Annotated in this window: 14 protein-coding genes; 6 read left to right on the top strand and 8 right to left on the bottom strand. The window is 70.1% G+C overall.

Going from position 1 to position 18173, the window contains the following annotated elements; translation table 11 throughout:
* Positions 1-58 precede the first annotated feature (58 nt).
* Together AB0I43_RS35685 and AB0I43_RS35680 are read left to right on the top strand one after the other, a co-directional pair.
* Positions 59-1813: an FAD-binding protein gene (locus tag AB0I43_RS35685; RefSeq protein ID WP_356976118.1), complete on the top strand. Its 1755-nt coding sequence runs from the start codon at positions 59-61 to the stop codon at positions 1811-1813.
* Between the two features lie 581 nt (positions 1814-2394).
* Positions 2395-3582 carry an NADP-dependent malic enzyme gene (locus AB0I43_RS35680; protein ID WP_356976116.1) on the top strand — a complete coding sequence of 396 codons (1188 nt, stop codon included), beginning with the start codon at positions 2395-2397 and terminating at the stop codon, positions 3580-3582.
* Between the two features lie 160 nt (positions 3583-3742).
* Here the strand turns inward: AB0I43_RS35680 and AB0I43_RS35675 are convergent, their stop codons facing one another.
* From AB0I43_RS35675 to AB0I43_RS35660, 4 genes are read right to left on the bottom strand one after another with little or no spacing between them, the layout of a single operon-like run.
* Positions 3743-4450, bottom strand: a complete 708-nt coding sequence (locus AB0I43_RS35675) for an ABC transporter permease (protein WP_356976114.1) — start codon at positions 4448-4450, stop codon at positions 3743-3745.
* Positions 4447-5127: an ABC transporter permease gene (locus AB0I43_RS35670; protein ID WP_356976113.1), complete on the bottom strand. Its 681-nt coding sequence runs from the start codon at positions 5125-5127 to the stop codon at positions 4447-4449. Before AB0I43_RS35670 ends, AB0I43_RS35675 begins: the two co-directional genes overlap by 4 nt.
* Entirely contained in the window at positions 5124-6284 is a 1161-nt protein-coding gene (locus tag AB0I43_RS35665) for an ATP-binding cassette domain-containing protein (protein ID WP_356976111.1), read from the bottom strand. The genes AB0I43_RS35670 and AB0I43_RS35665 overlap by 4 nt, the downstream gene beginning before the upstream one ends.
* 9 nt (positions 6285-6293) lie before the next feature.
* Positions 6294-7196: an ABC transporter substrate-binding protein gene (locus AB0I43_RS35660; protein WP_356976204.1), complete on the bottom strand. Its 903-nt coding sequence runs from the start codon at positions 7194-7196 to the stop codon at positions 6294-6296.
* A gap of 217 nt (positions 7197-7413) precedes the next feature.
* On the opposite strand from AB0I43_RS35660, the gene AB0I43_RS35655 reads away from it, so the two are divergent.
* From AB0I43_RS35655 to AB0I43_RS35640, 4 genes are all read left to right on the top strand, one after another.
* Positions 7414-8307: a glycine betaine ABC transporter substrate-binding protein gene (locus AB0I43_RS35655; RefSeq protein ID WP_356976202.1), complete on the top strand. Its 894-nt coding sequence runs from the start codon at positions 7414-7416 to the stop codon at positions 8305-8307.
* Between the two features lie 192 nt (positions 8308-8499).
* A complete protein-coding gene (locus tag AB0I43_RS35650) occupies positions 8500-9210 on the top strand; it encodes a PadR family transcriptional regulator (RefSeq protein WP_356976109.1) in 711 nt (236 codons plus the stop codon).
* A 20-nt stretch (positions 9211-9230) separates the two neighbouring features.
* The gene (locus AB0I43_RS35645) at positions 9231-10712 is read left to right on the top strand and encodes a DHA2 family efflux MFS transporter permease subunit (RefSeq protein WP_356976107.1); all 1482 of its coding nucleotides are present in this window, start codon (positions 9231-9233) and stop codon (positions 10710-10712) included.
* Positions 10713-10792: 80 nt separating this feature from the next.
* On the top strand, positions 10793-12268 hold the full coding sequence (locus AB0I43_RS35640; RefSeq protein ID WP_356976105.1) for a DHA2 family efflux MFS transporter permease subunit: 1476 nt from the start codon (positions 10793-10795) through the stop codon (positions 12266-12268).
* 96 nt (positions 12269-12364) lie between these two features.
* On the opposite strand, the gene AB0I43_RS35635 is transcribed toward AB0I43_RS35640, so the two are convergent.
* The 4 genes from AB0I43_RS35635 to AB0I43_RS35620 form a co-directional block, all read right to left on the bottom strand.
* Positions 12365-14197: a molybdopterin-dependent oxidoreductase gene (locus tag AB0I43_RS35635; protein ID WP_357433440.1), complete on the bottom strand. Its 1833-nt coding sequence runs from the start codon at positions 14195-14197 to the stop codon at positions 12365-12367.
* 300 nt (positions 14198-14497) lie between these two features.
* Entirely contained in the window at positions 14498-16294 is a 1797-nt protein-coding gene (locus tag AB0I43_RS35630; RefSeq protein WP_356976101.1) for a long-chain fatty acid--CoA ligase, read from the bottom strand.
* 121 nt (positions 16295-16415) lie between these two features.
* Entirely contained in the window at positions 16416-17333 is a 918-nt protein-coding gene (locus tag AB0I43_RS35625; RefSeq protein ID WP_356976099.1) for an alpha/beta hydrolase, read from the bottom strand.
* Between the two features lie 9 nt (positions 17334-17342).
* Positions 17343-18173 (bottom strand): SDR family NAD(P)-dependent oxidoreductase, encoded by an 831-nt coding sequence (locus AB0I43_RS35620; RefSeq protein WP_356976097.1) that lies wholly within the window; start codon positions 18171-18173, stop codon positions 17343-17345.

Raw genomic sequence — 18173 nt, 5'->3', positions numbered from 1 at the left:
GCGCAATAGTTATCTGGTCCGGTTGCGGCCGGGTGAATTGTGGCCGAATATTTCTTCTGTGAGTGCGATCGAGACGGACGTACTGGTTCTCGGCGGTGGCCCCGCCGGAGCCTGGGCCGCCCTCTCGGCCGCCGCGGCCGGTGCGCGCGTGGTCCTGGCCGACAAGGGCCGGTGCGGCGCCAGCGGCCCGACCGCCGCCGGTGTGCGCGCCCTGTGGCACCTCCCGCCCGGGCTGACCCGGGATCCGGTGGTCCGCCGGGCCGGGGAACTGGGCGGCGATCCGGAGTGGATCGACCGCATGCTGGACGAGAGCTACCGGCAGGTGGAGCGGCTCGCCGGCTGGGGTCACGGGTTTCCCGGCGTCGTCGGCGCGATGCACGTCCGGCTGGACGGCGCGAGCTATCTGCGCAGGCTGCGCTGCCGGGCGCAGTCGGCCGGGGTACGCGTGCTCGATCACCATCCCGCCCTGCAACTGCTCATCGACCGCGACGGCGTCGTCGCCGGTGCGACCGGACTGCACGGGCATCAGACCTGGACGGTGCGGGCGGGGGCCGTGATCGTCGCGACCGGTGGCTGCGCCTTCCGCTCCGGCGGCGCGGGCACCGAGCCGAACACCGGCGACGGCCTGCTCTTCGCCGCCGAGGCCGGCGCGCACCTGTCCGGCATGGAATTCTCCAGCGCCTACGAACTGGCGCCGGTCGCCGGCGCGCCCGCGCTGCGGTTCGACAAGCTCTACGACGAGTCCGGGGCGATATTTCCCGACGAGACGGCCGCGTTCGCGGCGCTCGCCCGGGGCCGCCGGATCCATGCCGCCTTCGCGGACCTACCCACGCCCGCCCGGACCTGGCTGGCGCGGCTGCGCGCGGTCGAACCGGGCGGGCGGGTGCCGCTGCGCCCGGTGCTGGCCGGCACCGTCGGCGGCACCGGCGGACTGCTGCTGACCGCCCCCGAGTGCGCGACCACCGTGGCCGGGCTCTATGCCGCGGGCGCGGTGGCTTCGCGCGAGGTGATCACCGGGGCCGCCGGCGGCTTCGACGGGCCGGGCGGCGCCTGGTCCATCGCCTCCGGCGTGTGGGCGGGCGCGGGCGCGGCCCGGTTCGCCCGGCGGCGCGGCACGCCGGCGGCGGCGCAGCCGGTGCCCGGCGCGGGGCTGAGCGCGCGGGCGCGCATCGATCCGCAGGCCGTGATCGGTCTGGTGCAGGAGCACACGCTGCCGTTGCGGCGCAGCTACTGGCGCTGCGCGGGCAGCCTGCACGACAGCATCACCGAGCTCGACGCGATGTGGCCGGGCGCGGTCTTCGAACTCGGCGGCAGCGGCGCGGACCGGCTGCGGGCCCGCCAGGCCGCGGCGCTGCTCGCGGTGGCGCGGTGGACCAAATACAGCGCGCTCACCCGGACGGAATCCCGTGGCATGCATCGCCGCACCGATCATCCCGAAGCGGGCCCGGACCAGCGGCTGCGACTGATCTCGGGCGGGCTCGATCGGGTGTGGGTGCACGCCGCGGAACACCCGGAGGCCGAGCCCCCGCTCGTGCGCGCGGCCGAGCTGCCGGTGCCGCTGGGCCGCCGGGCGGGCGCGTGGGGCGAGGACGTCGAGCTCGTTCCCGGTTTCCGGCGGGCGGTCGCGGGCCAAGAGTCGGTGCTCGCGGGGCCGCGCGGCCGGGAGTCCGCCGCGCTCGGGACTTTCCGGCGCACGCCGGGGCAGGGTTCGGCGCTGGCCGGGGCGGGCGGCGCGCAGGCGCGCGAGGCGGCCGGACCCCGGCCGGCGGACACCGCCGGCCCGGCGGATCAGGCCGACGCCGTGGCGCTGTGAACGCCGGGTCCGCACAGCGCGGTTCGCGGGTTCGTCGGGTCTCTCACATCACCGGCCCCGCATCCTGCGAGTTTCCCCTTACGTAGGGGTAATTACCGCGTCCTACCCTCGGAGGATGGCGTCGCACCGGAGTTTCCGCACTCCGGTTTGGCATGTCTTCGAACCGGCTGGCAGAATATTGCGGATTCCCCGCTCCGCCACCGCCGGGTTCGGGAATGACGATGATCTCCGCCGAGCGACGCACCGTCGCACCCTGAGAGTCATCGGAGCATGTTCCGTCCGGACCACCCTCCGGCTCCCGCTCGTCGGGAGCGATGCGCCTGGAGGCGGCAGCCTGCGTAACCACGCAAGCCGTCGCGGACACCGCCGAGAGTCGGCAGCGCCACAACATATTTCGATACCGCCGAGTAATAAGCAAGAATCTCGGAAGGATCGAAACGCACGGCGCGCACCTGACCTTTTCGAGCGACCTGCACGCAGTCGCTACGGATAGCGCGGTATGCACCACCTAATACCAATTACCCGGCGGTAACCGTCCCCCCGGATTGCCCGACCCGAGCAGGAGTGAAATCGTGTCACCTGTGACTGACGCACCGAATGCCACTGCGGCCCTTTCCGAAATCACCCAGGAAGAGATTTTCGCAGGCCATCTCGGCGGCAAACTCTCGGTCGAACTCGCGGCGCCGCTGGAGACCCAGCGCGACCTTTCCATCGCCTACACCCCCGGCGTCGCCCAGGTGAGCCGCGCCATCGCGCAGGACGCCGCGATGGCCAAGCAGTACACCTGGACCGACCGCCTGGTCGTCGTGGTCAGCGACGGCACCGCCGTGCTCGGTCTCGGTGACATCGGCCCGCGCGCCTCGCTGCCCGTGATGGAGGGCAAGGCGGCGCTGTTCAAGAAGTTCGCCGATCTGAACTCGATCCCGATCGTGCTCGACACCAAGGATGTCGACGAGATCGTGGAGACGATCATCCGGCTGCGGCCCAGCTTCGGCGCGGTCAACCTGGAAGACATCTCGGCCCCGCGCTGCTTCGAGGTGGAGCAGCGGCTGATCGAGGCGCTGGATTGCCCGGTCTTCCACGATGATCAGCACGGCACCGCGATCGTGGTGCTGGCCGCGCTCAACAATGCCGCCAAGGTGCAGGGCCGCGGGATCGACGCGCTGAAGGTCGTGGTGTCCGGTGCGGGCGCCGCCGGTGTCGCGTGCACCAACATCCTGCTCGCCGCGGGCGTCGAGGATGTCACCGTGCTCGACTCCAAGGGCATCGTCGGTCGCGAGCGCGCCGACCTCAACGGTGTGAAGGCCGAGCTGGCCCAGCGCACCAACCCGCGCGGCCTGGTCGGCGGTGCGGCCGAGGCCCTGTCCGGCGCCGATGTGTTCCTGGGTCTGTCGGCGGGCCTGATCCCGGAGGAGTTCATCGCCACGATGGCCTCCGACGCCATCGTGTTCGCGATGTCCAACCCGGATCCGGAGATCCACCCCGACGTGGCGCGCAAATACGCCTCGATCGTGGCCACCGGCCGCAGCGATTTCCCGAACCAGATCAACAACGTGCTCGCCTTCCCCGGCGTGTTCAAGGGCGCGCTGGATGCCGGCGCCCGCCGCATCACCGAGGGCATGAAGATCGCCGCCGCGAACGCCATCGCCGCCGTGGTCGCCGAGGAACTGGGCCCGGAGAAGATCGTGCCGAGCCCGCTGGATCCCCGGGTCGCCCCGGCGGTCGCCGAAGCCGTCGCCGCCGCCGCGCGCGCCGAGGGCGTGGCCTGACGGTCGGTACACACCAGCAACAGCCCGGGTCCCCGATCGGTGGACCCGGGCTGTGTTGTCGGACGAGACCGACAGTGCCGGTGGACCTGTCGAGACGCAGGACCCCGATTCGGCGAAGCCGGTCTCCGGCTCCGAGCCGAAGTGCCCTCCGGCGGAAACGTCAGTCGGTGGGGCGGGTGATGCCTGCCGGGGTCAGGGGGAGGCGGCGGAGGCGGCCGGTGCCGGGGGTGCCGGCCCAGGTGGCGAAGGCGAGCAGGCCGTCGAGGGCCATGGCGAGCAGGGCGACCAGGAGGGCGCCGACGAGGACACGGTCGTAGCGGTAGAGGCCGATGCCGTCGAAGATGTAGCGGCCCAGGCCGCCGAGGTTGACGTAGGCGGCGATGGTGGCGGTGGCCACGACCTGGAGGGTGGCGCCGCGCAGACCGGTCAGGATGATCGGCATGGCGTTGGGTACTTCGACGCGGAACAGGATCTGGCGTTCGGTCATGCCGACCGCACGGGAGGCGTCGACGACGTCGGCGGGCACGTTGGCGATGCCCGCGTAGGCGCCGGCCAGCAGCGGCGGAATGCCGACGGTGACCAAGGCCAGCAGCGGCGGGATCAGGCCGAGACCGAGCAGCAGCACCAGGAAGGTGAGCAGGCCCAGGGTGGGCAGCGCGCGCATGGCGTTGGCGAAGCCGACCAGCAGCGCCGCGCCGCGGCGGGTGTGGCCGATGACCAGTCCCAGCGGGATCGCGATGAGCGCGGAGACCGCGATCGTGAGGAAGCTGTACCAGAGGTGTTCGAGGATGCGCTGGGTGATCCCGGTCGGCCCGGACCAGTTCGCGCCGTCGGTCAGGTAGTGCCACGCGTCGAGGAAAAGGTTCATGCGCGTGCGCCTTTCGCGGTGCGCCGCCACGCGCGCGGGCGCGCGGCGGTGCGGGTCCAGGGCGTGCCCCAGCGCCCGAGGGCGAACAGCGCGCGGTCGACCACCAGCGCGAGCGCCAGCGTCACGATGATCCCGGCGATGATCTCGTCCGGATAGTTGCGCTGGTATCCCTGGGTGAACAGCACGCCCAGCCCGCCGCTGCCGATCAGCGCGCCCACCGACACCATGGCGATATTGGTGACCGCGATGACCCGCAGGCTGGACAGGAAAACCGGTACGGCCAGCGGCATGTCGACGGTCAGGGTGCGCCGCAGCGGGCTGAAACCGACGGCGTCGGCGGCGTCGACCACGTCGGCGGGCACCGAATCCAGCGCGGCCGGCACGGCGATCAGCAGCAGCGCCGTCGAGTAGATGGCCAGCGCGATGACGACATTGAGCGGATCGATGGTCGAGATGCCGACCAGCGGCGGGATGATCACGAACAGCGCCAGCGACGGAATGGTGTAGGCCAGGCTGGACACCGCCGTGGTGATCTTGCGCAGCAGCGGCGCCCGGCGGATCAGCGCACCCGCCGGGACGGCGATCACCAGTCCGATCAGCAGCGGCGTCAGCGCCAGTGTCACATGGGTTTTCGTGTATCCGAGGATCTCGCTGAGATTGTCGATCAGGTAGTTCACGCGCGGTCCCCGGTCAGGCCGTGCTCGTAGGCTTGGCGGTTGCGTTCGGCGTCCTCGGCGGCGCGCTGGTCGGCCAGCAGTTGCAGCACCTCGGTGGCCCGCACGCCGCCGCGCACCGCACCCGAATCATCCACCGCCACACCGATACCCGACGGCGAGGAGATGGCGGCATCCATGGCCTGGCGCAGGTCGCCGCTCGGGGTGAACAGCGAACCGCCGGCGGACAGGCAGCGGGCCAGGTCCTGCCCCGCGCGCAGCGACTCCACGCCGGTGACATCGACCCACCCGACCGGCTTGCCGGCCGCGTCCACCACCAGGACCCAGTCGCCCAGCTCCAGCCGCAGCGCGGTGATCTCGTCCGCGGTGGCGGTCCGGATCTCGTGCACCGGAACGCCTTTCGCGGTGCGGAAGGACAACCCGCGATAGCCCCGATCGTGGCCGACGAAGTCGGCGACGAAATCGGTCGCGGGCTGGGCCAGCACCTGTTGCGGCGGGGCGTACTGCTGGAGCACGCCGCCGCGCGCGAACACCGCCACCTGGTCGCCGAGGGTGATCGCCTCGTCGATGTCGTGGGTGACGAACACGATCGTCTTGCGCAGTTCGGCTTGCAGCCTTTGCATTTCGGCCTGCAACTCGGCCCGGACCACCGGGTCGACGGCGCTGAACGGCTCGTCCATGAGCAGGATGGGCGGGTCGGCGGCCAGGGCGCGGGCCACGCCGACCCGCTGCTGCTGGCCGCCGGACAGCTGCGCCGGATAGCGCCGCGCCAGTTCGCGGTCGAGTCCGACGCGGTCGAGCACCTCCAGGGCGGCGGCCCGGGCCGCCTTGCGCGAATCACCGCGCAGCACCGGCACGGTCGCGACATTGTCGAGCACCGTGCGGTGCGGCAGCAGGCCGCCGCTCTGGATGACATATCCGATACCGAGCCGCAGCCGCACCGGGTCGACCGCGGCGATATCGCGCCCGTCGATGGTGATCGCGCCGCTGGTGGGCTGGATCATCCGGTTGATCATCCGCATCGAGGTGGTTTTGCCGCACCCGGACGGACCGACGAACACGGTGAAGGACCCGGAGGGAATCAGCAGATCCAGATCGGTGACGGCGTGCGTGCCGTCGGGATAGACCTTGCCGACGCCGCGGAATTCGATATCGGACACGGGGACTCCTTAACTGACGGGCTTGTCGAGTCCCTGGGCGCGGATCCACTCCAGCGCGGCGGCCTTGGGTTCGGTCTTCTTACTTCCCGAGACGGCTTCGTTGAGTTTCAGCAGGCCCTCGGTGGTCAGCTTGGCCGACACCGCGTCGAGCACCTTGGCGGCCTTGTCCGACTTCTTCTTCGCGTTGAACAGCGGCACCACGTTCTGCGCGGGGAAGTTGTTTTTCGGATCCGCGAGCACCACCAGGTTGTTCTCCAGAATCGCCTGCGAGGTGGTGAAGATATTGGCCGCGGTGACCTGCCCGTCGACCAGCGCGCGCACCGTGGCCGGGCCGCCGCCGTCGGCGATCGGCACGAAATTGGCGGGCGCGACATCCAGGCCGTAGTTCTTCTTCAGGCCCGGCAGCCCGCCGGCCCGCTCGGCGAATTCCGCGGGCGCGCCGAATTTCACCTCGGCCGAATGCGAGGCCAGGTCGCCGATCGCGGTGAGATTCCACTTCTCGGCGGTGGCCTTGGTGACGACGACCGCGTCCGAATCCTGTGCGGCCGCGGGCTTGCTGACGGCGAGTTCGCTGCCGAGCGCGCCCGCCAGCGCCTTGTCGACCTCGTCGGAGGTGGCGGCGGTGGCGTTCTTGTCCAGGTACTGGAGCAGGTTGCCGGTGTATTCCGGGATCACCGAGATCGCGCAGCTGCGCAGCGCGGGAATGTAGGCCTCGCGGCTGCCGATACGGAATCGGGTGTCGACGCCGAAGCCGTTGATCCGCAGGACCTCGGCGTAGATATTCGCCACGGTCTCGGATTCCTGGAAATCCGCCGAGCCGACGACGAAGTTGTCGCCGTCACAATTTCCCTTGCTGCTCAGCGGATCCGAATTGCCGCAGGCGGACAGGACCATGGCGACGGCGAGCGCCATCGCGGCGGCGACAAGTCTGACGACGCGTAGCGCCAGCCGCGGCGCCGTGCGCCGAGGCGCGGGTGTGATCGTGGTTTTCACGGGAGTCCTTCCGGGCAAGGCGTGCTCGAGCGTGTGGCCAAGCGTTCGTCCTCGAGGCCACCGGTACATTCTGGTGGTCCATACTGCCCGCTGCATGATGTTCCTGTTCACTACGGAGAGTTGGTGTCGCCGGATGATGCTGGCCGTGTCGAGGCGAATGCTCGCCCGCGTCCTGGTGGTCGCGGTGTCCGCACTGGCCGTGTCCTGCGGCGATGAGTCCGCGGCGGGGCCGGATTTCGTCGTCGGAGCGGGTAATTCGGTGGAATCGAATCTGCTCGCGCATATCTATTCGGGTGCGCTGGCGCGCACCGGTTTGCGGGTCGAGGTGCGCGAACGGCTCGGCGACCGGCCCGATTATCTGGCCGCGCTGGACGAGGGCGCGGTGTCGCTGGTCGGCGAGCACAGCGGGGAGTTGCTGACCTACCTCGACGGCGGCTCCCCGGCGCGGACGCCGAAGGCGGTGACCGAGGCGCTGGCCGGTTCGCTGCCGGAGGGCCTGGTGGTCGCCGACGCCGCCGACGGCACCGATATGCGCCCGCGCGTACTGTTGCCGACGGTCGTGGCCGAGCAGGAGGGCGTGCGCACCGTGGCCGCGCTCGGGCCCCGTTGCGCGACAACGCCGGTCGGTGTCGCGCCGGTGCCCGCAGTGTTGCGTGCGCCGGAGTGGCCGGTCCGGATCGCCGGGTGTGATGTTCCGTCCGTCGAGGCGCTGCTGGGGCCCGCGGCACTGCGGGAAGCCTTGCTGGGCGACCGGATTCGTGCCGGGGTGCTGGGCGGGCCGGTCGAGCTGGCGCCGGACGCGCTGGCCGGGCTGACCGCGCTCACCGACGAGGAGTACGCGCTGCGCGCTCAGAACGTGCTGCCGGTGCTGCGCAAGGGCAGCCTCGACGAGGTGCGCCTGAAGAAGCTCAACTACGTCGCGGGTGAGCTGACCACCGCGGAGCTGTCGGAGATGTTGCTGCGTGTGGGCGCGGGCCGGATTTCGGCGGCCGAGGCCGCCCGGGACTGGCTCGACCAGCACGCGCTGTAACCCGCGTCCGCGCACCGATTCCGGGGCGGCACCCTCGGATTCCATGATCCAGGCCACATTCGCGGCTCTTGTGGCTCGACTGTTCCAGCTCGTATATTCCATGTGGAGTATTCGAGATGGAGCATGTGGTTCCCGGGGGCGAGTCCGCGGGGAATCGGAACCGGCGGCTCCGGCGTGAAGGAGGACGAGCGGATGGAGCGCAAGGGGCGCCCGACGGTGACGGCACTGGCGATCGCCGTGCTGGCGCTGCTGGAGGAGCGGCCCATGCACCCCTACGAGATGTATCAGCTGCTGCTCGCCCGCGGTGAGGACGTGCTGGTGAAGATCCGGCCGGGCTCGCTCTACCACACGGTCGCGCGGCTGGCCGAGCAGGAACTGGTGCGGGCCGAGGGCGTGGAGCGCGCCGGGAACCGGCCCGAACGCACCACCTACCGGATCACCGACCGGGGCCGGAAAGCCATGCGCGCCAGGATCTCCGAGATCATCCGATCGCCCGGATCGGAGTTCCCGGATTTCCCCGTCGCGATGGCCGAGGCGCACAACCTGCCCAGCCACTGCGTGGTCGAGCTGCTCCGCGAGCGCCTGGGCCACCTGACGGCCGATCTCGAAGACCTCGCCCTGATGGGAACCTGGGCCGAACGGCGGGCGGTGCCCCGCCGATACTGGATCGTGCTGCAGTACCTCCAGAGCACCCTCGGCGCCGAGGTCGCCTGGATCGAGACGCTCATCGATGACCTGGAAAGCGGCGCGCTGGAGTGGGAGGAATTCGATCCCGTCACCGGTGAACGCCGCACCGAACCCGAACAAACCTGGCCCGGAAGCGAACTCGCCGACGAGGAGCTGCCCCCGGTGCCGCGCCGTTCAGCCGGATCGGCCAAACGGCCGAGATCGCCGCTGGCTTGATCCTGATGGGAACGAAACCGATGGTAAAAGAACGTAATCCGTGGCTGGCGCTGGGCGCGCTGGTCGTCGGCTTCTTCATGATCCTGCTGGACATGACGATCGTCGCGGTGGCCAACCCGGCGATCATGCGCGGCCTGCATGCCGATGTGTCCCAGGTGATCTGGGTGACCAGCGCCTATCTGCTCACCTACGCGGTGCCGCTGCTGGTCACCGGCCGGCTCGGAGATCGCTTCGGCCCCAAGAACATCTACCTGATCGGCCTGGTGATCTTCACGGCCGCGTCCCTGGGCTGCGGCCTGTCCGGCACCATCGCGCAGCTGATCGCCTGGCGCGCGGTGCAGGGTCTGGGCGCGGCGCTGATGACGCCGCAGACCATGGCCGTGATCACCCGCACCTTCCCGCCGGACAAGCGCGGCGCGGCGATGGGCCTGTGGGGCGGCGTGGCCGGCCTGGCCACGCTGGTCGGCCCGATTCTCGGTGGCGTGCTGATCGATTCGCTGGGCTGGGAGTGGATCTTCTTCGTCAACGTGCCCGTCGGCGTCCTGGCCTTCGGCTTGGTCATGTGGCTGGTGCCGGCGCTGGAGACGACCGAGCACAAGTACGACATCCCGGGCATCCTGCTCAGCGGTATCGGCCTGTTCCTGCTGGTCTTCGGTCTGCAGGAGGGCAACGCCAACGACTGGTCGGCGCGCATCTGGCTGCTGATCGGGGCGGGCCTGGTCTTCCTGGCGCTGTTCGTGGTGAATCAGGCGCGCAACACCGACGAGCCGCTGATGCCGCTGACGCTGTTCCGGGACCGCAACTTCGCGCTGTCCTCACTGGCGATCGCGGCCATGGGCGCGGCGATCACCTCGCTGATGGTGCCCGCCTACTTCTACCTGCAGGCCGTGCGCGACATGTCGCCGACGAAGTCCGCGCTGGTCTTCGCGCCGATGGCGATCGTGACCGGATTCCTGTCACCCGTGGTCGGCAAGTTCTCGGACCGGGTGGCGCCGCGCGTGCTGCCGACCATCGGTTTCGCGCTGTTCTCGATCTCGGTGTTCTGGTGGGCGGTGCTGATGGCGCCGGATTCCTCGATCGTGTGGTTCCTGCTCGCGGCGCTGCTCGCCGGTGTCGGCAACGCCTTCATCTGGGGCCCGCTGGCCTCGACCGCGACCCACAATCTGCCGGTGCACCAGGCCGGTGCGGGCGCGGGCATCTACAACACCACCCGCCAGGTGGGCTCGGTGCTGGGCAGCGCGGCCATCAGCGCGCTGATCGCGGCCCGGCTCTCGGCCAACGGCCTGGGCGGCGGCGGGCCGGTCGGCGAGGGCGGCGCCGGTCAGGGCGCGGTCCCGGCCCAGATCCAGGACGAGTTCAGTTCCGCGCTCGGCCAATCGACGCTGCTCCCGGCGAGCATCCTGCTCATCGGCGTGCTCGCGACGGCGCTGTTCGTCAGCCACGCCCGCGGCGCCAAGCCGCCGGTGGACAAGCTGGCCGAGCCGGCGTCGGTCGCGGGCTGATCGCACTGCTGCGTGGGGGTGCACTGGCCTAGGCTGGGCAAATATCTGGCTAACAGAGGCTCGGCCGAAAGGAACGATCCATGTCCGTGGGCGCAGATACCGAACGCAATCCCTGGCCGGCACTGTTCGCGCTGGTCGTCGGCTTCTTCATGATCCTGCTGGACATGACCATCGTCGCCGTGGCCAATCCGGCGATCCTCTCGGCCTTCGAGGCCGACATCTCCCAGGTCATCTGGGTGACCAGCGCCTATCTGCTCACCTATGCCGTACCGCTGCTGATCACCGGGCGGCTTGGCGACCGGTTCGGGCCCAAGAACGTGTACCTGGTCGGCCTGGTCATCTTCACCGCCGCGTCGCTGGGCTGCGGGCTCTCGGGCACCATCGCGCACCTGATCCTGTGGCGGGCGGTGCAGGGCCTGGGCGCGGCGCTGATGACGCCGCAGACCATGGCCGTGATCACCAGGACGTTCCCGCCGGATCGGCGCGGCGCGGCGATGGGGCTGTGGGGCGGCGTCGCGGGCCTGGCCACCCTGGTCGGCCCGATTCTCGGTGGCGTGCTGGTGGATTGGCGCGGCTGGGAGTGGATCTTCTTCGTCAACGTGCCCGTCGGCATCATCGCCTTCGCGCTGGCCGTGTGGCTGGTGCCCGCGCTCCCGACCCATCTGCACAAGTACGACGTGCCCGGCATCCTGCTCAGCAGCGCCGGAATGTTCCTGCTGGTCTTCGGAATCCAGGAGGGCAACAACTTCGATTGGTCCGCGCGCATCTGGGTGCTGATCGGCGCCGGTGTGGTGCTGCTGGCCTGGTTCATCTGGAATCAGAGCCGCAACACCGGTGAGCCGCTGCTGCCGCTGAGCCTGTTCCGGGACCGCAACTTCGGGCTGTCGAACCTGGCGATCGCCGCGATGGGCGCGGCCGTCACCGCGATGATGGTGCCGTCCTACTTCTATCTGCAAGCGGTGCGCGAACTCTCGCCCACCCGCTCGGCGCTGGTGTTCGCGCCGATGGCCGTGGTCACCGGTGTCTGCGCGCCGCTGATCGGCAAGTTCTCCGACAAATTGCACCCGCGGCTCATTCCCACCTTCGGGTTCGCGTTGTTCTCCGCCTCGGTGTTCGCCTTTGCCGCGTTGATGAAACCGCACACCGCCCTGATCTGGTATCTGCTCGCCGCGGGCGTCGCCGGTCTGGCCAATGCCTGTATCTGGGCGCCGCTGGCCTCGACCGCGACCCACAATCTGCCCGTCGCGCAGGCCGGTGCGGGCGCGGGCGTCTACAACACCACCCGGCAGGTCGGGTCGGTCCTGGGCAGCGCCGCCATCAGTGCCCTGATCTCCGCGCGGGTCGCCGCGCAGGGGCTGGGCGGTGGCAAGGTCGCCGAGGGCGGTGCGGGGCAGGGGCCGATTCCCGAACCGGTGAAGGCGGCGTTCAGTACCGCGCTGAGTCAGTCGACGCTGCTGCCCGCCTGCATCCTGTTGATCGGTGTGGTCGCGTCGGCGCTGTTCGTCAGCCACGGGCGGTCCGCCCCGGCGGGACGCGAGGTTCCGGGCGAGATGTGAAGGATGCCGTGGCCCCGGTCGGCCGGACGCGGGGTTTCGGATGACTTTCTCATGGTGGTCGGGCTCAGGGGTGTCTTGGGCCGCGCCTCGGTGGAGTCAGCTGACCTGCACGGTGACCGAGGGGTGGCCGGTGGCCCCGTCCGGGATGACGTCCTGGAATTCGGCGGTCTGGGGGCGGCCGGTTTCGTCGAGGGCGCGGGCGCGGAGGGTGTGTGAGCCGGGGGTGGCGTCCCAGTCGTAGACCCACTGTCGCCAGGTGTCGATGGACTGATCGGCGGAGAGGCGGGCGGGTTGCCATGGGCCGCTGTCGATCTGGACCTCGACGGCGGTGATGCCGCGGTGCTGGGCCCAGGCGACGCCCGCGATCGGGATTCGTCCGGCGGTGAGCCGGGCGCGGGGGCGCGGGGTGTCGATGCGGGAGCCGGTTTTGATCGGGCCCCGGGCGGACCAGCCGCGGCGGGTCCAGTAGGCGGTGGCGCGGTCGAAGCGGGTGATCTCCAGGTCCACCACCCATTTGGTGGCGGAGACGTAGCCGTAGAGGCCGGGCACGACCAGCCGCGCCGGGTAGCCGTGCGCGACCGGCAGCGGTTCGCCGTTCATGCCGACCGCGAGCAGCGCGTCGCGGCCGTCGGTGAGCGCGGAGAGCGGTGCGCCGCAATTCCAGCCGTCTTTCGACGTGGACAGCACCATGTCGGCGTCCGGGTGCGGACCGGCCTCGGCCAGGAGTTCGTCCAGGCGATAGCCGCGCCACAGCGCGTTGCCGATCAGGTCCCCGCCCACCGGGTTCGAGACGCAGGCCAGGGTGATCAGGCGCTCGATCGCGGTGCGGTTCGCGAGATCCGCCCAGCCGATCCGGATTTCGCGGTCCACCATCCCGTGGATGCGCAGCGACCAGTCCTCGATCGACACCTGCGGCACGACCAGCGCGGTATCGATCCGATAGAACTCCGAGTTCGGCGTCAGATACGGGGCCAGCCCCGGAATCCGGAGATCCGCCTCCGGCGCTAGCGAAATCGGCGGCCCGCTCGGCTGCGGCAACTGCACCGCCGCCCGCTCCTGCGACACATCCGCCCGCCGCATCCCCAGCGCCCAACCCCCGACCCCGGCCGCCACCGCGAGCCCTCCGGTGATCAGGATCCCGCGCAACAGCGCCCGCCGCTCCGGCAACGCCACCTGCGGCGCAACCGGAACCCCCGCCCCACCGGTCCCTCCCGCCCCGCCAACGGAATCCGCCACGGACCCGCCGCTGGACGTCCCGGTCGTGCCCGTGCCGCGAGCTGCGCCGGTTTCTCCCGCCGTGCGCGTGCCCGGCTCGGGCGTGCGGTCGAGCTCGGGAGCGGATGCGTCGCTGGACGTTCCGGTCGTGTCTGTGTTGCGAGCTGCGCCGGTTTCTCCCGCCGTGCGCGTGCCCGGCTCGGGAGGCGTCGTTACCGTGGCGGTCTGGGCGCTTGAGTCGGGTGGGGTGCGGGTGGGCTCGGGAGATGTTGCGAGCGTGGCGGTTTGGGCTGCCTCGATCCTGGCCGTGAGGACGCGCAGGGCGTAGATGCCCGCGGCGACGCCGAGCAGGGTCGGGAGGGCGGCCGAGACGCTGCCGGTGCGGCCGACCGCGAGGACGGCGGTGAAGACGCCGAACAGGGCTAGCAGCGCCGAGCCCGCGGCGCGTTCGGTGCGTTCGACGGCGCCGGCGATTGCGGCGAAGAACGCGGCGACGACGGCCATGCACACGTAGAGCACCAGCTTGTCACTGGTGCCGAAGGTTTGAATGGCCCACTCGCGCAGCCCGTCCGGCGTGTGATCGACGACGGTGCCCCCGAGCGCGATCAGCGGCGCGCTGTCCCGCGCGGTGAACGCCGCGACCAACTCGGCCACACCGAGCGCCAGCCCGGCCGCCAACATCCCCGCCAGCACCCGAAATCGCAGTTCGGCCATCCCCCGAGCCTACTTGCGCCCGCTGCCCGCCGCCCGGCCACTCGCCGCCCAGTCGCACCCGCCCCGCTGCCCGCTCCGCCCGACATTCAACAGCCCGCCGCCCCTGCCGCCCGCTGTCAGGCCGCCCGGCCGCCCCGGCTGTCCGCTGCGTGCCGCCCGCTGCCCTGTCCGAGGTCGCTCACGACGCGTCATCTGCGGCGGAATCCCGGGGTGACAATCCAGAAATCCGCACCTCCACCCCACGCAAAAGCGCTGCCCGCGAATCGGATTCGCGGGCAGCGCCCAGGGTGCGAGGACGGACTATCCGTTGTAGATCCAGTCCACGTCCGCGGCGTGCTGCTTCATGACGATGTTGCGCTTGAGCGACATCTTCGGGGTGAGTTCGCCGGTTTCCTGGGTCCAGTCGACGGGCAGGATTCGGATCTTCTTGATCGCCTCGGCCTTGGAGACCTTCTTGTTGGTGTCGGCGATCGCGGACTCCACCTCGGCGACCAGGGTGGGGTTCTCGATCAGCTGCTCGATCGGGGTGTCGGCGGCGACGCCGTTGCGGTCCTTCCAGCCGGGCAGCGCTTCCGGATCGAGGGTGATCAGCGCGCCGATGAAGGGCTGACCGTCGCCGACGACCATGACCTGGCCGATCAGCGGGTGCGCCCGCAGCGAATCCTCGAGCAGCGCGGGGGAGACGTTCTTGCCGCCCGCGGTGACCAGGATTTCCTTCTTGCGCCCGGTGATGGTGACGTAGCCGTCGCCGTCGATGGCGCCGAGGTCGCCGGTCTTGAACCAGCCGTCGGCGAACGCGTCGGCGGTGGCTTCCTCGTTGTGCCAGTAGCCGCCGAACACCGAGAAGCCCTTGAGCAGCAGCTCGCCGTCTTCGGCGATCTTGACCGCGTGGCCTTCGGTGGGCTGGCCGACCGAGCCGACCCGGATGTTCTCGGGGGTGTTCACGGTGACCGCGGCGGTGGTCTCGGTCAGGCCGTAGCCCTCGTAGATGGTGACGCCGACGCCGCGGAAGAAGTGGCCCAGGCGCGCACCCAGCGGGCCGCCACCGGAGACGGCGGCGTCGCACTGGCCGCCGAGGGCGACCCGCAGCTTGCTGTAGACCAGCTTGTCGAACAGCGTGTGCTTGAGCTTGAGCACCAGGCCGGCGCCGCCGTTGTCCAGGGCCTCGCTGTAGGCGATGGCGGTGGCCGCGGCGGCGTCGAAGATCTTGCCCTTGCCGCCGTCGTGCGCCTTCTGCTTGGCGCCGTTGAACACCTTCTCGAACACGCGCGGCACGGCGAGGATGAAGTTCGGGCGGTAGCTGCCGAACTGGTCGACCAGGGTGGTCCAGTCGGAGCTGTAGGTGACGATGACCTTGGCGTCGAAGGCGGCGAGGTTGACCGCGCGCGCGAAGACGTGCGCCATCGGCAGGAACATCAGGGTCTTGCGGCCCTCGATGATGTACTTGCGCAGCGCCAGGCGGTCGGACTTGGACTGCCCGTAGAGGTTGGCGTGGGTCAGCACGACGCCCTTGGGGCGGCCGGTGGTGCCCGAGGTGTAGATCAGGGTGGCGGGCGACTCCGCGCCGACCTGCTTGCGGCGCTCGTGCACCACGCTGTCGTCGAGGGACGCGCCGCGCTCGATCAGCTGGTCGACGGCGCCCTTGTCGATCTGCAGGGTCTCGCCCAGGTCGGGCAGCGAGCCGGCCTCGATCTCCTCGATGGTGGCGCGGTGCTTGTCGTTCTCGACGATGAGCAGCTTGGTGGCCGAGTCCGAGAGGATCCACTTGGCCTGCTCGGCGGCGGAGCTGTCGTAGATCGCGACGGTGCAGCCGCCGGCGGCCCAGATGGCGAAGTCGATCAGCGCCCACTCGTAGCGGGTGGCGGCCATGATGGCGACCCGGTCGCCGAGTTCGATGCCGGAGGCGATGATGCCCTTCGCGACGCCGGTGACGGCCTTCGCGAATTCCGCGGCGGTCACGTCGGTGTAGCCGCCGTTCCCGTTCGCCACGTTGAACAGGATCGCGTTCGGCGACTGTTCGGCGTGCCGGAAGACGTTGTCGGAATTGTTCGCGTCCGCCGGGATTGTGTAAGAAGCCGGAACTTCGAACTCGCGCATCAGTGCCCTTCCACGTGGTTTACTCGCCAGTAATCTACGACACCTGAGCGAGGGTCGTCATATCGACCACCGGAAACGCGTACGACACGCCGCGAAACCCCGGTGGGAAGCAAAACAGAATTCATCCTAGGTCGCGCGTTGACACAGGTTGAATCGCCTCTTTCAAGAAATCGGCGAGTTCCCGGACCGCGGCCGCGGCGGACGGCACGAAGGCCGCCTGCGCCTGCGCGACATGCCACAGCCCCCGGCTCTCGGTGAACCGGACATGCACGCCGGCCGCCCGCAGTGCGGTGGCCAACTCCACGCACTGGCTGTGCAGCAGCTCACTCACGTCGACCTGGACGTAGGTGGGCGGCAGGCCGTGCAGCTCGCCGCGCAGCGGCGCGTAGCCGGTGTCCTGGCCGTCGCCGTCGCCCAGGTAGGCGGCGGCGCAGGCGCGCGACCAGGCCCGGTTGATGACCAGATCGCGCTCCTGCGCGGCCACCTCGTTCGGGTCGCTCCAGGGCGCGATCAGGCCGAGCGCGGCCGGTGTCAGGCCGTGCCGGGCGATCAGGCGCTGGGCGGTGGCCAGGCTGAGCCCGCCGCCGGCCGAATCGCCCGCGATGGCGATCTGGTCGGCCCGGTGCCCGGCCCGCTCGACCAGTTCGAGGAACGCCGCGGTGGCGTCCTCGAGACCGGCCGGGAACGGATGCTCGGGCGCGAGCCGGTAGTCGAGCAGGTAGACCGGGCTGCCGGTGCCGTGCGCCAGCCGCGCGGCCAGCGAGCGGTGCGTGGTCAGCGAGCCGACCGCGTACCCGCCGCCGTGCAGATAGAGCACCGCGCCGGATCCGGAACCGCCTCGGGCGGTGAGCTTTTCGGCGGGCCGCCCGGCCAGCCGGAGCCGATGCACGAGGGTGTCGTCCGGCAGCCACTGCAGCGCCGCGCCCAGATCCATCAGCCTGCGCTGGAGCGGGAACGACAGCCGCGCGTTCAGCATGGCCGGAAACATCCGGCCCAGAACGGCTTTGGTGAGGGGCAGCGGAAGATTGATGTCGCGCATCGACTGACCTTAAGGCTGGAAGGACCGGTTCACCACGGCGGAAATCCGCTGGTAGCCGGAGGCGGTGATGCGCACGAACGCGTCGAGCAGCTTGGCTTCCCAGCCGATCAGCACGCGGCCGTGCTTCTTGCGCACGCCCTCGGTGATGGTCTGCGCGGCCATTTCCGGGGTGTGGATGGCCAGCTTCGCGTCGAACATGGCGGCGGCCTTCTTGCCGTCGATGCCCTCGGCGAAGGTGGAGTTGCGCGCGACCGCCGTCTTGATGCCGCCGGGGTGCACGCAGGTGACCTCGACCGGGTGCTTGCCGAGGATCATCTCCTGGCGCAGCGATTCGGTGAAGCCGCGGACCGCGAACTTCGCCGAGTTGTAGGCGCTCTGGCTGGGCACGGCGATCAGGCCGAACAGGCTGGAGATGTTGACGACGTGGCCGGCGCCGGACTCCATCAGCATCGGCAGGAACGCCTTGGTGCCGTTGACGACACCCCAGAAGTCGACGTCCATGATCCGTTCGATGTCCTTGAACTCGGACTTGATCACGTCGCCGTGGTAGGCGATGCCGGCGTTGTTGTAGATCTGGTGCACGACGCCGAAGTGCGCCTTGACGGCGTCGGCGTAGAGCAGCACCGCCTCGCGCTCGGCGACGTTGAGCCGGTCCGATTTCACCTGCGCGCCAAGGGCTTCACAGCGGCGCACGGTTTCGGCGAGGCCCTCGGTATCGATATCGGAGAGCGCCAGCTTCGCGCCGCGCCCGGCCAGGTTCTCCGCGAGTGCGCGTCCGATGCCGGAACCGGCGCCGGTGATCACACAGACTTTTCCTCGGAAGTAAGCATCGTTGCCCAC

The sequence above is a fragment of the Nocardia sp. NPDC050435 genome (genome assembly GCF_040655395.1).
In the GTDB taxonomy this organism is placed as follows: domain Bacteria; phylum Actinomycetota; class Actinomycetes; order Mycobacteriales; family Mycobacteriaceae; genus Nocardia.
Note: the sequence above shows the minus strand (reverse complement) of the source record. Positions and strands in the feature narration are given on the sequence as shown.

Bases quoted from the DNA above. Each gene is read 5' to 3' on its own strand.
- AB0I43_RS35675 (WP_356976114.1), bottom strand. From the start codon at position 4,450: ATGAACCTTTTCCTCGACGCGTGGCACTACCTGACCGACGGCGCGAAC.
- AB0I43_RS35660 (WP_356976204.1), bottom strand. From the start codon at position 7,196: ATGGCGCTCGCCGTCGCCATGGTCCTGTCCGCCTGCGGCAATTCGGAT.
- AB0I43_RS35655 (WP_356976202.1), top strand. From the start codon at position 7,414: ATGCTGGCCGTGTCGAGGCGAATGCTCGCCCGCGTCCTGGTGGTCGCG.
- AB0I43_RS35650 (WP_356976109.1), top strand. From the start codon at position 8,500: ATGGAGCGCAAGGGGCGCCCGACGGTGACGGCACTGGCGATCGCCGTG.
- AB0I43_RS35645 (WP_356976107.1), top strand. From the start codon at position 9,231: ATGGTAAAAGAACGTAATCCGTGGCTGGCGCTGGGCGCGCTGGTCGTC.
- AB0I43_RS35640 (WP_356976105.1), top strand. From the start codon at position 10,793: ATGTCCGTGGGCGCAGATACCGAACGCAATCCCTGGCCGGCACTGTTC.
- AB0I43_RS35635 (WP_357433440.1), bottom strand. From the start codon at position 14,197: ATGGCCGAACTGCGATTTCGGGTGCTGGCGGGGATGTTGGCGGCCGGG.
- AB0I43_RS35630 (WP_356976101.1), bottom strand. From the start codon at position 16,294: ATGCGCGAGTTCGAAGTTCCGGCTTCTTACACAATCCCGGCGGACGCG.
- AB0I43_RS35625 (WP_356976099.1), bottom strand. From the start codon at position 17,333: ATGCGCGACATCAATCTTCCGCTGCCCCTCACCAAAGCCGTTCTGGGC.